14 protein-coding genes are annotated in these 14,638 nt (G+C 60.4%); all 14 read left to right on the plus strand.

The genetic code is table 11. The features are described from left to right. Positions 1-9: 9 nt before the first annotated feature. The 14 genes from yqfD (at position 10) to dnaG (ending at position 14,621) form a co-directional block, all read left to right on the plus strand. A complete protein-coding gene (gene yqfD, locus EAV92_RS03685) occupies positions 10-1,212 on the plus strand; it encodes a sporulation protein YqfD (RefSeq protein WP_123039813.1) in 1,203 nt (400 codons plus the stop codon). Positions 1,213-1,218: 6 nt separating this feature from the next. Beyond that, positions 1,219-2,190, plus strand: coding sequence for a PhoH family protein (locus tag EAV92_RS03690; protein ID WP_123039814.1), 972 nt, complete (start codon positions 1,219-1,221; stop codon positions 2,188-2,190). Between the two features lie 15 nt (positions 2,191-2,205). Further along, positions 2,206-4,455 (plus strand): HD family phosphohydrolase, encoded by a 2,250-nt coding sequence (locus EAV92_RS03695; protein ID WP_123039815.1) that lies wholly within the window; start codon positions 2,206-2,208, stop codon positions 4,453-4,455. Further along, positions 4,452-4,994 carry an rRNA maturation RNase YbeY gene (gene ybeY / locus EAV92_RS03700; RefSeq protein WP_123039816.1) on the plus strand — a complete coding sequence of 181 codons (543 nt, stop codon included), beginning with the start codon at positions 4,452-4,454 and terminating at the stop codon, positions 4,992-4,994. The genes EAV92_RS03695 and ybeY overlap by 4 nt, the downstream gene beginning before the upstream one ends. After that, positions 4,991-5,365, plus strand: a complete 375-nt coding sequence (locus EAV92_RS03705) for a diacylglycerol kinase family protein (protein WP_241158431.1) — start codon at positions 4,991-4,993, stop codon at positions 5,363-5,365. Before ybeY ends, EAV92_RS03705 begins: the two co-directional genes overlap by 4 nt. Then, positions 5,344-5,808 (plus strand): cytidine deaminase, encoded by a 465-nt coding sequence (gene cdd, locus EAV92_RS03710; protein WP_478210229.1) that lies wholly within the window; start codon positions 5,344-5,346, stop codon positions 5,806-5,808. The genes EAV92_RS03705 and cdd overlap by 22 nt, the downstream gene beginning before the upstream one ends. A gap of 13 nt (positions 5,809-5,821) precedes the next feature. Then, positions 5,822-6,718, plus strand: a complete 897-nt coding sequence (gene era, locus EAV92_RS03715; protein WP_123039818.1) for a GTPase Era — start codon at positions 5,822-5,824, stop codon at positions 6,716-6,718. A gap of 96 nt (positions 6,719-6,814) precedes the next feature. Beyond that, on the plus strand, positions 6,815-6,976 hold the full coding sequence (locus EAV92_RS03720) for a YqzL family protein (protein ID WP_123039819.1): 162 nt from the start codon (positions 6,815-6,817) through the stop codon (positions 6,974-6,976). 117 nt (positions 6,977-7,093) lie between these two features. Then, positions 7,094-7,909: a DNA repair protein RecO gene (gene recO / locus EAV92_RS03725; protein WP_123039820.1), complete on the plus strand. Its 816-nt coding sequence runs from the start codon at positions 7,094-7,096 to the stop codon at positions 7,907-7,909. Between the two features lie 331 nt (positions 7,910-8,240). After that, positions 8,241-9,128: a glycine--tRNA ligase subunit alpha gene (gene glyQ / locus EAV92_RS03730; RefSeq protein WP_123039821.1), complete on the plus strand. Its 888-nt coding sequence runs from the start codon at positions 8,241-8,243 to the stop codon at positions 9,126-9,128. Beyond that, entirely contained in the window at positions 9,121-11,202 is a 2,082-nt protein-coding gene (gene glyS, locus EAV92_RS03735; RefSeq protein WP_123039822.1) for a glycine--tRNA ligase subunit beta, read from the plus strand. The genes glyQ and glyS overlap by 8 nt, the downstream gene beginning before the upstream one ends. A 31-nt stretch (positions 11,203-11,233) precedes the next feature. Next, positions 11,234-12,040 carry a pyruvate, water dikinase regulatory protein gene (locus tag EAV92_RS03740; RefSeq protein ID WP_123039823.1) on the plus strand — a complete coding sequence of 269 codons (807 nt, stop codon included), beginning with the start codon at positions 11,234-11,236 and terminating at the stop codon, positions 12,038-12,040. 244 nt (positions 12,041-12,284) lie between these two features. Beyond that, a complete protein-coding gene (locus tag EAV92_RS03745) occupies positions 12,285-12,755 on the plus strand; it encodes a YaiI/YqxD family protein (RefSeq protein ID WP_123039824.1) in 471 nt (156 codons plus the stop codon). 39 nt (positions 12,756-12,794) lie between these two features. Further along, the gene (dnaG, locus tag EAV92_RS03750; protein WP_123039825.1) at positions 12,795-14,621 is read left to right on the plus strand and encodes a DNA primase; all 1,827 of its coding nucleotides are present in this window, start codon (positions 12,795-12,797) and stop codon (positions 14,619-14,621) included. Positions 14,622-14,638: the final 17 nt, after the last annotated feature.

Genomic DNA, 14,638 nt, shown 5'->3' on the forward strand with positions numbered 1-14,638 from the left:
GCGGTAAAAATGAAGGGAACATGGATGGCCGCGGTACGCGGCTACGTATGGGTCAAATTGATCGGCGGAGACGCGAAGGCGTTCCTGAACGCCGCCGTGGCGGAAGGAATCGCCTTGTGGAACATCGCCTATTCTCCATCGGGTGAACTCACGTTCGGCATCACGGTGCCGGATTTTTTCCGTCTGCCGCCACTGCTGAAGAAGTGCGGAGCGAGGACGAGAATCCTGCGCAAGCGGGGGCTTCCGTTCCAATTCGCTCGGCTGGGGCGCCGTAAAACGTTCGCGGCGGGCATGCTGGCTTTCGCCGCTTTGTTGTTCATTTTGTCCACATTCGTGTGGCACGTGAAAATAGCGGGAGAAAGCCTCATTCCGGAGGAGAAAATCCGGCAGGCTGCGAGGCAGGAGGGGCTGTTTCCGCTTCAGTGGTCTTTGCGGCTGGCCGATACGGGGGTGCTCGCGAAGCGGCTGGCGGCCCAATTGCCGGACGCGGCGTGGGTCGGCGTGGAAAAAAAGGGAACAACGGTTATCATAACGGTAGTGGATTCCACGAAACCCGACACGAAGCAGACGGACGGCCCGCGTGATCTCGTCGCGAAAGCGGATGCCGTCGTCACCGGAATCGTCGCGGAGAACGGAAGGCCGCTGGTGGAACGGAACGATCGGGTCCGCAAAGGACAAGTTCTCGTTTCGGGCTGGCTCGGCGAAGGGGAACTGCGGAAGGCGGTCGTGTCCAAAGGAACCGTCAGGGGCCTCGTCTGGCACGAGATGAGGATCGTGTCGCCGATGGTCCGAGAGCAGAAAACGCTGACGGGGGAATCCAAGGAGCGCAGCTATTGGGTCATCGGCAACCGGGCCCTGCAATATTCCGGCTACGGCGGGGACGAGTACGCCGAATCTCGGACCGGGGCGACGATCCATCCTTGGCGGATTTTCTACTGGACGCTTCCGCTGGGCATCATGAAGGAGACGGAGATGGAGGTCCGGACGACCCGCGAGCGGTTGACTGCCGCCGAGGCCAAGGAGGCCGGGCTCCGCCAGGCGCGCCTGGAATTGCGGGAGAAGAACGGGCCGGACGCCCGTATCACGTCGGAAAACATTTTGCATGAACAAAAGGAGAATGGTAAAGTGTTCATGACCGTTCTTTTTGAGGTGGAACAATCGATCGCCGTCGAACGGCCCATTGTGCAGACGCCTTCACATGAGGGGGAATGAGGCTTTTTGACAGAATTGAAGCATACCGTCACGATCCCGTTGCAAAACACGGCGGAAGGGCTGGCGTTGTTCGGCCCGCAGGACAAGTTCCTGAGGCTGATCCAACGCGAGACGACGTCGGCGATCCATTCCCGCGAAGCTGAAATCGTCGTGGAAGGCCCGGAGCGGGAAGTGTTATCTCTGGAGCAGCTTTTCGATACGCTTCTCCAACTGATCCGGGGAGGCTTGCAGTTGAGCGAGCGGGACGTCCGCTACGCGTACGAGCTGGCGCGCGAAATGAAAGCGGACCAGCTGCTGGGATTGTTCAAAGGCGAAATCACGACGACGTTCCGCGGCAAACCGATCGTTCCGAAAACGCTCGGCCAGCGGCACTACGTCACGACCATACGCAAAAAAGACATCGTTTTCGGCATCGGTCCGGCCGGTACGGGCAAAACCTACCTCGCCGTCGTCAGCGCGGTCGCCGCGCTTAAGGACGGCAGGGTGAAGCGGATCCTGCTGACGCGCCCCGCGGTGGAAGCCGGCGAAAGCCTCGGATTCCTGCCCGGAGACCTGCAGGAGAAGGTCGATCCTTACCTGCGGCCGCTGTACGACGCGCTGAACGACGTGCTCGGCGCGGACGGTGTCGCCAAGGCGCTCGAACGGGGCATGATCGAAATCGCGCCGCTCGCTTACATGCGGGGCCGGACGTTGGACGATTCGTTCATCATTCTGGACGAAGCGCAGAACACGACGCCCGAGCAAATGAAAATGTTTTTGACCCGTTTGGGGTTCGGTTCCCATATGGTCATCACGGGGGACGTCACGCAAATCGACCTGCCAAAAGGAAAAAAATCGGGGTTAATCGAAGCCCAGCGCATTTTGCGCGACATCGAGGAGATCGGAATCGTCTATTTCTCCGAGCAGGATGTCGTGCGCCACGCCCTGGTGCAGAAGATCATCATGGCTTACAACCGCGACCTCGATCAACAGCCCTAGGAAGGAGAATGCCGGATGAGTCGGAATCGCAGCGGCCCGTCAGGCACCCGTCTGACCTTGCAACGGGCAGGGTGGAAGCAAAGCGTAGCGTTACGCTGGCTCCTGCTCCTGCTTTTTGTGTTCTTGTTTTATTTCAGCATGGCTTCGCGGTTCGTGCCCGAGACTTACGACATCACGCTCGGCGCCAAAAGCGAACGCGACATCAAGGCGCCTCATCAGATCACGGACGAGAAGGCGACGCTCGAAGCCCAAGAGAAAGCCGCGGAAAGCATCTCCCCGATCTACTCGATCGTGGCGCTTCGCAACGAGACGCTGCTGGACCAGATTTTTTCGCGGATCGAGCAATTGAACCAGGACGACCAGATTACGGAAGCCGACAAGGTGGACATTTACCGCCGGGAAATCCCGGACCTTGTCAACCGGTACCTGGATTCGTTCGTACAAGCCAACACCGGAACGCAAACGTATTCATCGACGCTGCTCGAGGAAATGAAGAAGGTGACCTCGGAGCAGTTGTACCGGGTTCCCGAGGAGACGTTTTATAAACTGCCGAAATTGACCCCGGAACAGATCGCCGACATGAAGACGGTCGGCCGGGACGTCGTCCGGCAGCTCACGCGGGAGTCGCTGACGGAAGCCGAAACCGGAAGGACGAAAGTCGCCGAGCTCGTCAACGCCAGCTCCCTGTCGCTGAAAACCGAACGGGAAGCCGTTCAGGAGCTCGCCCGCCTCGTCATCCTCCCGAACAAGTTCTACGATAAGCAAGCGACGGAAGAGGCCAAGGTGGAAGCCAAGCAGAACACGCCTCCCGTCGTCATCAAGCAGGGCGACGTCGTCGTGAAAGCCGGCCAAGCCATCACGCAGGACATCTATGACCGCCTGGTCGCGCTTGAGCTGTTGAAAGAGCGAACGACCTATTGGCCGCAGCTCGGCGTGCTGCTTCTCTCGGTCCTGTTCACGCTGGCGATCTACGGATACGGCGCGATGACGGAACCGACGGACGTTTCGCGGGAGCTAACGAACGTGCAATGGCTGATGCTGCTGCTCATTTTCGGCTTGAACACCCTGATGATGCATTTGGTGGCGTTTACGCACTCGGAGCAATGGCCGTTCATCGGCTACCTCGCTCCCGTGGCGCTCGGAAGCATGCTCGTCACGCTGCTGCTGGACATGCATCTGGGGCTCGTCAGCGCATTCCTGTTCACGATGCTGGCCAGCGTCGTCCTCAACGTGCGGCAGGACAACCTGTTCGATTTCCATTACGGCATCGTTGCCGCCGCAGTATCGTTTACCGCCGTGCTTGCGATCCATCGGGCGAGCCAGCGCTCCGCGATCCTCAAGGCGGGGATTATGGTCAGCCTGTTCGGTTCGGTGACGGTGCTCGCGATCGGCTTGATCGCGGAAGAGCCCGACCGCATCCAGCTTGTGCAATCGGTCGGCTTCATGTTCGCCAGCGGACTGCTTACGGCGGTGCTTGTCATCGGCTTAATGCCCTTCTTCGAATTGACGTTCGGACTGCTGTCCGACTTGAAGCTGGTCGAGCTGTCGAATCCGAACCATCCGCTGCTCCGCAAGCTGCTTACGGAAACGCCGGGCACGTACCACCACAGCCTCATGGTCGGCAATCTCTCCGAAGCCGCCGCCGAATCGGTCGGAGCGAACGGGCTGCTCTGTCGGGTCGGTTCGTTCTATCATGACGTGGGCAAAACCAAAAGGCCGATGTATTTCATCGAAAACCAGAACGGCGGGGCGAATCCCCACGACAAGCTGGAGCCCAAAGTAAGCGCGTCGATCATCATCGCGCATGCCCGCGACGGCGCGGACATGCTGAAGGCGCACAAGCTGCCCAAACCGATCCGCGATATCGCCGAGCAGCATCACGGGACGACGTTCCTGAAATTTTTCTATTATAAAGCGGTCAAGCAAGCGAAGGACCAAGGCGTAGAGTGCGAATACACCGAGGACGATTTCCGTTATCCGGGCCCGAAAGCGCAATCCAAGGAAGCGGCGATCGTCGGCATCGCCGACTGCGTGGAAGCCGCGGTCCGTTCGCTGAACCATCCGACGGTGGAACAAATCGAAGGCATCATCGGCAAAATCATCAAGGACCGTCTCGACGACAACCAGTTCAACGAATGCGATTTAACGCTTCGGGAGCTCGACCGCATCGCGGTATCGCTGAAGGAAACCGTCATCGGCACGTTCCATTCCCGCATCGAATACCCCGACGAGAAAGATTTCAAGCCAAAGGAGAAACTGTCATGACTTTAAGCCTGGAATGGATCGACGAACGCGAGGGCGGCGCCGGCCCGAAAGAAGAAGCCTGGATGGAGCTGCTCGAGAAGCTGCTGAAGCTGGCGGGCGAATCGGAAGGCGTCGCCAAGGGCATCGTCACGCTTACCCTGACCGACGATGAAGGCATTCGCGAGTTGAACCGGCAATACCGCGGGCTGGACAAGCCGACGGACGTGCTGTCGTTTTCGATGGTCGAGTCGGCCGGAGAAGAGCCGGAGCTTCATTTCGACGAAGAATACGAAGGCACGGAAGAAGAAGGGGAAGAGTGGACGGACGAGGCGCAAGCCGAAGACCCGTTCGCCGACATGCTCGGGGACGTCGTCATTTCCGTTCCGCGGGCCGAAACGCAAGCGGCCGAGTACGGCCACAGCTTCGAGCGGGAGCTGGGCTTCCTGTTCGTGCACGGCTTCCTCCATTTGCTCGGCTATGACCACGGCAGCGAAGAGGAAGAGAAGGAAATGTTCTCGAAGCAGGAGGCCGTGCTCGCGAAAGCGGGGCTGACCCGGTGAATCGTCGCCGCCCGTCCTGGGCCGCTTCCTTCGGGCATGCGTTCCGGGGTATCTTTTACACGCTTGCTCATGAGAGGAACATGCGGTTCCACGCGGGTGCCGCCGCAGTCGCAGCCATTGCCGGAGCGTGGCTGCGAATCGGCTTGACCGATTGGCTATGGCTGGGCGTTGCGGCAACGGGGGTGCTTTCCGCGGAGCTGATGAATACCGCGGTAGAACGGGCGGTGGATTTGGCGTCGCCGGACGAACATCCGCTGGCGAGGGCGGCGAAAGACGCGGCGGCCGGCGCGGTGCTCGTCACCGCGGTTTTCGCCGCGGCGGTAGGTTTGGCGGTATTGGGTCCGCCTTTATGGCGGACGATATTCGGATAAGGGCGAGAGGGGAACATCGGATGGCGGAACAACGGCAATGGGATCCGGTCAAGCTGCTGGAGGCGGCCAAGGCCGTCAGGGAAAACGCGTACGTCCCGTATTCGGGCTTCCGCGTCGGGGCCGTTTTCATGGATGCGGAAGGACATTTGCACGCGGGCTGCAACGTAGAGAACGCGGCCTACGGGCCGACGAACTGCGCCGAGCGCACCGCCCTGTTCCGGGCGATCGCGGACGGCCGGCAGGCGGGCGAATTTCAAGTCGCCGCCGTGATCGGGGATACGGAGGGGCCGATTTCCCCTTGCGGCATTTGCCGGCAGGTGATGCTGGAGCTGTGCGAACCGGACATGCCGGTCATCCTGGGCAACCTGCGCGGCGATTATAAGTTGACCACCGTCGCCGAGCTGCTCCCGGGAGCGTTCTCCAAACGGGACCTGGCGAAATAAGGAGAGACCAACAGTGAAAGAAGGCTTCAAGTCCGGTTTCGTGGCGATCGTGGGGCGCCCGAACGTCGGCAAATCGACGCTGATGAATCAAGTCATCGGCCAGAAGATCGCGATCATGTCGGATAAACCCCAGACGACCCGAAACAAAATTCACGGCGTCTATACGACGGAAGACATGCAGATCGTTTTCCTGGATACGCCGGGCATTCATAAGCCGTTCTCCAAGCTCGGCGATTATATGGTGAAAGCCGCCGTGAGCGCGCTCGAGGAAGTGGACGCGGTCCTGTTCCTCACGGACGTGACGGAAGAGCTCGGCGGCGGCGACCGGTTCATCATCGAGCGGCTGAAAAACGTCAGCACCCCGGTGTTCCTCGTCCTGAACAAAATCGACAAGGTCCATCCCGAGGCGCTGCTGCCCATCATCGAGACGTACCGCAAGCTGCACGATTTTACGGAAATCGTGCCGGTCTCGGCGCTGCAGGGGAACAACGTGAACGCGCTGCTGGAGACGGTCGGCAAATATTTGGACGAAGGCCCGATGTATTATCCGGCCGACCAGGTGACCGACCATCCGGAGCAATTCGTCTGCGCCGAGCTGATCCGCGAGAAGATCCTTCAGCTCACCCGCGAGGAGGTTCCCCACTCCATCGCCGTGGAGATCGAGAGCATGGGAACGGGAGATAACGGTGTCGTTAACATCGGTGCAGTCATCTACGTGGAACGCGATTCGCAGAAAGGGATCGTGATCGGCAAACAGGGAGTGCTGCTCAAGGAAATCGGCAAGCTCGCCCGCCAAGACATGGAACGGCTGCTCGGGTCCAAGATTTTCCTCGAGCTGTGGGTGAAGGTCAAGAAAGACTGGCGCAATCGCGAATCCGTGCTCAAATCGCTCGGCTTCCGCCACGAATGACGCCTTCGGCGTGAGCCGGGAGGGATACGGGGGGCGCCGCGGGACATCCTAACGGAGGAAGAGCAAGTCATTTCCGCCCGGAGAGGATGAAGCGCTGTGCGGGATTTTACTTGGCACGTCTTTACGCAAACCGGCGACATTGAAGCCTATCTGCTTTATAAGGAAATGGATGCGCTCGGAAACGCCGAGCCGGCGGCCGGGGCGGAAAGCCTCGAACCGGAATCCGGCGTTTCCGCGGAAGAGTCGGCGACGCCGTGAGGGCGGGGCCGGGTCGGTAACGGCAGTCACGGGTACAGGGCTCCCCCGGAAGGATACGGTCTGGCTTGCGAGCTGCCGTCGCTTTCGGGGGACATTCGCATTCAGGGGAGAGGTCCGATGCTGTATCGGGTGGAAGGAATCGTCATCCGGAGTACGGATTACGGGGAAGGCAACAAAATCGTCACTTTGCTGACCGAAACGCACGGCAAGCAGGGACTGGTGATCCGAGGCGCCCGCAAGCCGAAAAGCCGTTACGGAGCGCTTGCTCAACTGTTTACATACGGGGAATATTCGTACTACAAATCGGGCTCTCTCGGCACGCTGAACAGCGGGGAGGTCATCGAGCCTTTCCGCGAACTGCGCGAGGGGCTCGACGGTCCGGCCTACGCTTCCTACGCGGCGGAACTGACGGACAAAGCGGTCGGCGACGAAGACGCCGGCTCTTTTCTGTTTCGCCAGCTCAAAGCGTGCCTGTCGGGACTTGCGCAAGGCAAGGATCCCGCCGTTCTCATGCGGGTCTACGAAATGAAGATCGTCGGCGCGGCCGGCTACCTGCCGGCTTTGGACGAATGCGCCAACTGCGGGAGGACGGAGGGCGAGTTCCGGTTCAGCCCCGCGCTCGGAGGAGCATTATGCCCGCTTTGCCGGCACCGGGATCCGTCCGCGCTGGAGCTGGACGAAGCGGTGTGGAAGCTGCTGCGTCTGTTCGTCGGGCTGGATTTGGCGAGGCTGGGCAACATCGCGCTGAAAGAAAGCTCCAAGCGCCAACTTCAGCTGGCCATGAGGCGTTGGATGGACGCCCATCTAGGGTTGAACCTGAAATCCCGGCATTTCCTCGACCAGCTGGAGCGGCACGGGGAGCTGCTCGGGCGCGCGCCGGAGACCGGCGTTCGGGAAAGCCGGCCGTTTGACAATCCGGACGACGTTGGATAGAATGTCATCATTAAGGTTCTCGATGAAGGAGAAAGTAGCCGGTCACCGTCGGCAGCGAAGCGATCCGGGGAGAGTGGAAGCCCGGACGGACGGATCGTGCGAAGGGCGCTCCAGAGAGACGGGTTTTGGAAAAAGAGGGTTTCGGTCCGCTCGGCGGATCGGGCCAAGTAGGGTGGAACCGCGGGATCAAGCTCCCGTCCCTACGTCTGCGCATACCGCGGACGTAAGGGACGCGGAGCTTTAATTTTTATCCCCAAAAAGTGAAGATGGCCTTCGAAGGTGATTCCGATTACTTTTCGGGGGCCCCACCCCATGTTAAGGAGAGATAGTTATGAATTTTCAGCAAATGATGCTGACGCTTCAGCAGTTCTGGGCGGAACAGAACTGCATCGTCGTACAGCCGTACGACACGGAGAAAGGCGCGGGCACGATGAACCCGATGACGTTCCTTCGCACGATCGGGCCCGAGCCCTGGAACGTCGCTTACGTGGAACCGTCCCGCCGCCCGGCGGACGGCCGGTACGGGGAAAACCCGAACCGCCTGTACCAGCATCACCAGTTCCAGGTCATCATGAAGCCGTCTCCGGACAATATCCAGGAGCTGTATCTCGAAAGCCTGAAGCGGCTCGGCATCGATCCGCGCCACCACGACATCCGGTTCGTCGAGGATAACTGGGAATCGCCGACGCTCGGCGCCTGGGGGCTCGGCTGGGAAGTGTGGCTGGACGGCATGGAAATCACGCAATTCACGTATTTCCAGCAGGTCGGCGGCATCGACTGCCATCCGGTTGCCGTGGAGATCACGTACGGCATGGAACGGCTGGCTTCGTACATCCAAGAGAAAGAAAACGTGTTCGACCTCGAATGGGTCGAAGGCGTCTCCTACGGAGCCGTCTTTAAGCAGCCCGAATTCGAGCATTCGAAATATACGTTCGAGGTGTCCGACGCGGCGATGCTGTTCCAGCTGTTCTCCACGTACGAGACGGAAGCCAAACGCGCCATGGACGAATCGCTCGTTTTCCCGGCCTACGATTACGTGCTCAAATGCTCCCATACGTTTAACCTGCTGGATGCGCGCGGCGCGATCAGCGTAACCGAACGGACGGGCTACATTGCCCGCGTCCGGAATCTGGCCCGCCAAGTGGCGGCGACGTATTTGCAGGAACGGGAACGCCTCGGATTCCCGCTGCTGAAGAAAGGGGCTGAGGAGCATGCCTAAGGATCTCCTGCTGGAAATCGGGCTCGAGGAAGTCCCGGCGCGCTTCGTGCGGGCCGCGATGGAGCAATTGAAGGATAAAACGGAAAAGTGGCTGCAGGACAGCCGTCTGGCGTACGATGAAGTGCGCGCCTACGCGACGCCGCGGCGTTTGGCGGTGTTGGTAGCGGGGCTCGCCGACCGCCAGGAAGACTTGAACGAAGAAGTGAAGGGGCCGGCCCGCAAAATCGCGCTGGACGAAACGGGCGCTTGGAGCAAAGCCGCGCTCGGTTTCTCCCGGAGCAACGGCGTCGAACCGAACCAACTGTTCTTCAAGGAGCTTGGCGGCGTGGAATACGCGTACGCCAACAAAAGCAGCAAAGGGGTAGACGCGGCTTCGCTGCTGCCTGAGGCGCTTCCCGCCCTCGTGACTTCCTTGACGTTCCCGAAAAACATGCGCTGGGGCGATTATGAACTCCGTTACGTGCGTCCCATCCGCTGGCTCGCGGCGCTTCACGGAACGGAAGTCGTGCCGTTCGAAATCACCGGCGTCGCTTCCGGAAGGACGACGAGGGGCCACCGCTTCCTCGGCGCCGACGCGGATATCCGAGAACCGAAGGAATACGCGGACCGTCTCCGCGAGCAGCACGTGCTGGTGGACGTAGAAGAGCGTCAAGCGGCCATTTTGGCAGGCATCCGCGAGCTGTCCGAACGTCAAGGCTGGCATATCGCCGTGAAGGACGACTTGCTGGAAGAAGTGCTGTTCCTGGTGGAAACGCCGACCGTGCTGACCGGCTCGTTCGATCCCGCGTTCCTGGACATTCCGCAGGAGGTGCTGATCACCTCGATGCGAGAGCACCAGCGGTATTTCCCGGTGCTGGACCGGGACGGCAAGCTGCAGCCGCATTTCGTGACCGTGCGCAACGGCGACTCGCTGTCGCTGGACGTCGTATCCAAAGGCAACGAGAAAGTACTCCGCGCCCGCCTTTCGGACGCGAAGTTCTTCTACGAGGAAGACAAAAAGCTGAAGATCCCGGACGCGCTGGCGAAGCTCGAGAACATCGTTTATCACGAAGAACTGGGCACCGTCGCCGACAAAGTGCGGCGCGTCCGCCAAGTCGCCGATCGGGTGGCCGAACGGCTGCGCGCGGACGAATCCGTGAAGGCGGACGTCAGCCGGGCGGCGGACATCTGCAAATTCGACCTCGTTTCGCAGATGGTCTACGAGTTTCCGGAGCTTCAAGGCATCATGGGCGAGGATTACGCCCGCAAAGCCGGTGAACGGGAAGCCGTCGCCCGCGCGATCAACGAGCACTATTCGCCCCGCAACGCGGGCGACACGCCTCCTCCGTCCACCGTCGGCGCCATTGTCGGCATCGCCGAGAAAATCGACACGATCGTCGGCTGCTTCTCGATCGGGATCGTGCCGACCGGCTCCCAGGACCCGTACGCGCTTCGCCGCCAGGCGGCGGGCATCGTCTCGACGCTGCTGGAACACAAGATGGAGCTCACGCTGACCGAGCTGTTCGATATCGCGCTGGAAGTCCAAGCGGCGCGCGGCCTGAAGCGCGAGGCGTTCGACATCCGCAAGGATCTGCAGGAATTTTTCGCGCTGCGGGTAAAGAATGTGTTGACGGAGCAAGGCATCCGTTACGACGTCATCGATGCCGTGCTTGGAGCCGGCTCGGGAGATGTCCGCCGCACGCTGCTGCGGGGGCAGGCTCTCCAGAAGCAGGCGGGAGACGAGGGCAAGGAAGCGTTCCGTCCGGTGGTCGAAGCGTTCAACCGCGTTTGCAACCTGGCCGCCAAGTCGGAGTCCCGGAGAGTCGACCCGCTGCTGTTCGCCGACCCGACGGAAGGCGCTCTTTACGAAGCTTGGCAGGAAGCGCACGGCAAATTCGAGAAGGCCGCGGCGGAAGCACGGCTGGATGACGCTTTGTCCGCTTTGTCCGCGCTGAGCGAGCCGATCGCCCGCTATTTCGAAGCGGTCATGGTCATGGCGGAAGACGCCGCGATCCGGGCCAACCGCCTGGCCGTGCTCGGGCGCATCGCGGACGACGTGAAGTCGTTCGCCGATTTCTCGAAATTGGCCGGATAAACGGAACTCCGCAACGGGAGGTGCATCTGGGATGACGCAGACGAGCGTAACGGTATTCGTCGTATCCGATTCCGCCGGGGATACCGGCGAGCTCGCGGTCCGCGCGGCGGCGGCGCAATTCCATCCGCTGTCCGTGCAGATCCGCCGGGCCGCGTTTATCCATTCTCCTGAAGGAATCGACGCCGTGCTGGGAGCGGCTGATGAAGAACGCGGCATCGTGCTCTACACGCTGGTGATTCCGGAGCTTCGCAACCATATGGTCGAGCAATCGTCACGCCGCCAGGTGACGGCCATCGATTTGCTCGGATCGCTGATCGACCGGCTGGAGGAGCGCTTCGGACGGGAATCCCGGCACGAGCCCGGGCTGAACCACGTGCTGGACGCCGATTATTTCCGCAAGGTGGAAGCGGTCGAATTCGCCGTACGGTACGACGACGCCCGGGACGTGACCGGCATCCATAAAGCGGACATCGTGCTGGTCGGCGTCTCCCGGACGTCCAAGACGCCGCTCTCGATGGTGCTCGCGCACAAAACGTTCAAGGTCGCGAACGTGCCGTTGGTGCCGGAACTCGTTCCGCCCAAGGAGCTGTTCACGGTTTCTCCTTCCAAGGTGATCGGGCTGACGATCAATACGGAAGCCCTCAACGCGATCCGCAAGGAAAGGCTGAAGGCGCTCGGCCTGCCGGACACCGCCTCGTACGCCACGTCCGAACGGATCGAACGGGAGCTGCGCCACGCGCACGAGGTCATGGACAAAATCGGCTGCGTGGTTATCGACGTCTCGAACAAAGCCGTGGAGGAAACCGCCAGCCTGATCATGGAAAGGTTCGAACGGTGACAGCCAAGCATCGCCGCTACGCGGCGGTGCTTTTACGTTCGGCGGAGCTTTCGCGTTTTCTTCAAAAGTCGAATTTTGTCTGATACTGGCTTTAAATTCCTTCGGTTTTCATTCTATCTGGGTCTTGACAGGCCGGGGTTCGGCTCGACGAAGGATAAAATTTGCTGAATCGACGGCAGGATTTCGAAGCTCTTTGACGTATATAATAGTACGGCAAACTTTGGGTAAGCGGGTGGTGAATCGGATGGAACGCGTCCGGAACCGCGTGGTGGTCGATGCCGACGCATGTCCCGTCAAGCCTGAAATCGCCCGGACCGTCCGGGCGTGCGGCGCGACCGCGCTTTTGGTTTCCAGTCACGCCCACGTGCTGGTACCGGAGGATCGGGTCGAGGTGGTCACGGTAGACGCGAGCGATCAAGCTGCCGACCTTTATATCGCGAACGCGCTGAGACGGAGCGACATCTTGGTGACGGGTGACTATGGCCTTGCCGCCCTGGGTTTGTCCAGGGGAGCGGCGGTGCTGACGCCCAGGGGCAAGGAGATCCGGGAGACCGATATCGACGGCTTGCTCGAACAGCGGCATTTTTCGGCCAAGCTGCGAAGAGGGGGCACAAGGACGAAGGGACCGCCCGCTTTTACCGACGAGGATCGAAACAGGTTTCAACAAAAACTGACAAAGCTTCTGCAAGGCGTGCAGGAGAATGACGGCCACTAGCGAATTGTAAGTAGGTGCAATCGAAGAAGGTGATTTCATATGAACTACGGCATGATCCCCCAAGAGGTCATTGACGAAGTGCTTCGGAAGCATGATATCGCCGATACTGTCGGCAGATACGTGCACCTGTCGAAGAACGGGAAGTACCTGAAGGGGCTCTGTCCGTTTCATTCGGAGAAGACGCCTTCCTTCACGGTAACCCCGGAAAAGCAAATTTTTCACTGCTATGGCTGCGGCAAAGGCGGCAACGTCATCAAGTTCGTGATGGAGATGGAAGGGGAGACGTTTCCCGAAGCGGTCAAAAGGCTCGCCGAGGAATCCGGCATCCCCGTCACCTGGTCCGCCAGCCGGCCGGAAGAGCAGAGCCCAAGGCAGAAGGAACGCCAAACGCTGTACGAGGCGCATGCCTACGCGGCCAAACTGTACCATTACGTGCTGAGGAACACCGAACCCGGCAAAATCGCCATGGATTACTTGCGGTCCCGCGGTTTCACGGACAAGCTGATCGAAGAGTTCGGCATCGGGTACGCTCCGGCCAGATGGGATACGCTCACGCAGGCGCTGCAGCGGCAAGGGTTCGATCTCGCCGAAATGGAACGCGGAGGGCTTCTCTCCCGTAAACAAGAGGGAGAAGGTTACGTCGACCGGTTCAGGGACCGGATCATGTTCCCGATCCACGACAGCGAGGGCAAAATCGCGGCGTTCGCCGGGCGCCTGATGGGCGACGGGCAGCCGAAGTACTTGAACTCGCCGGAGACGCCTCTGTTTAACAAAAGCCGCATTCTTTACAGGCTGCACGAAGCGAAATCCGCGATCCGGCGAGCGAGGCAGGTCGTTTTGTTCGAAGGCTACGTGGACTGCATCAAGGCTTGGTCGGCCGGCGTGCACCACGGCGTGGCTTCGATGGGAACGGCTTTGACCGCCGAGCATGCCGCGCTGCTTCGGCGGTTCGCCGACGAGGCGGTCGTCTGCTACGACGGCGACGACGCGGGACAAGCCGCCGCGCGCAAAAGCATTCCCCTGCTCGAGTCGGCGGGATTCCGCGTTCGGGTCGGCGTGCTGCCCGGAAGGATGGATCCGGACGAGTACATCTCGGCCCACGGACCTGAGGCTTTCGTTCGGGAGTTTATCGACGGTGCGGTTTCCGCGGTCAAATTTCAGCTTATATATTTAAGGAAATCCCATATACTCCTAGAAGAAGACGGGAAGATCCGGTATTTGCGCGAGGCGGTCCGCCTCGTGGCGCACCGGGACTCCCCGACCGAGCGGGAGTTGCTGCTGAAGGAGCTGGCCCAAGAATTCGGGGTATCCCTCGATACGCTGAAGCAGGAGGTGCTGGAGTTCCGCAGGCAGGAGAAATTGGGAAACGCAGGGGATATTCCAGCCGGATCGTGGAATAATGTATGGAATGAAAAGAGATCTTCCTCCAAACTGCCCCAGGTGACGCCGGCCTATGTTCAGGCGGAACGGCAGCTGCTCTTGTGGATGATGCAGGACGCCGATACGGCCGCGCGGGTGAAAGAGCGGTTGGGGGACGATTTTCACGTGGAGGATCACGCGGCGCTCGCCGCTTACTTATATGCTTACTACGCCGAAGGCAACGAACCCGACGTCGGGCGGTACGCCGCTTATTTGCAGGACGACCGCTTGGAACGAGCCGTCAGCGCGATCGCGCTCATGGAGGTTCCGTTCGGCGAGCGGGAGCTGGAGGATTGCATCCGCGCCGTCGGCCGAGTTTCTTTGACGAGGAACATCGACCGTCTCAAGGAAGAGATGCTGCGTGCGGAAAAAGCCGCGGATCATTCCCGGTTGGATCAAATTTTGTTAGAGATTATCGCCCTGGAAAAAAAGCTTCGGGAATGGTGACTTGAAGCGGTTTTCAG

The organism is Cohnella candidum (assembly GCF_003713065.1).
In the GTDB taxonomy this organism is placed as follows: Bacteria; Bacillota; Bacilli; order Paenibacillales; family Paenibacillaceae; genus Cohnella; species Cohnella candidum.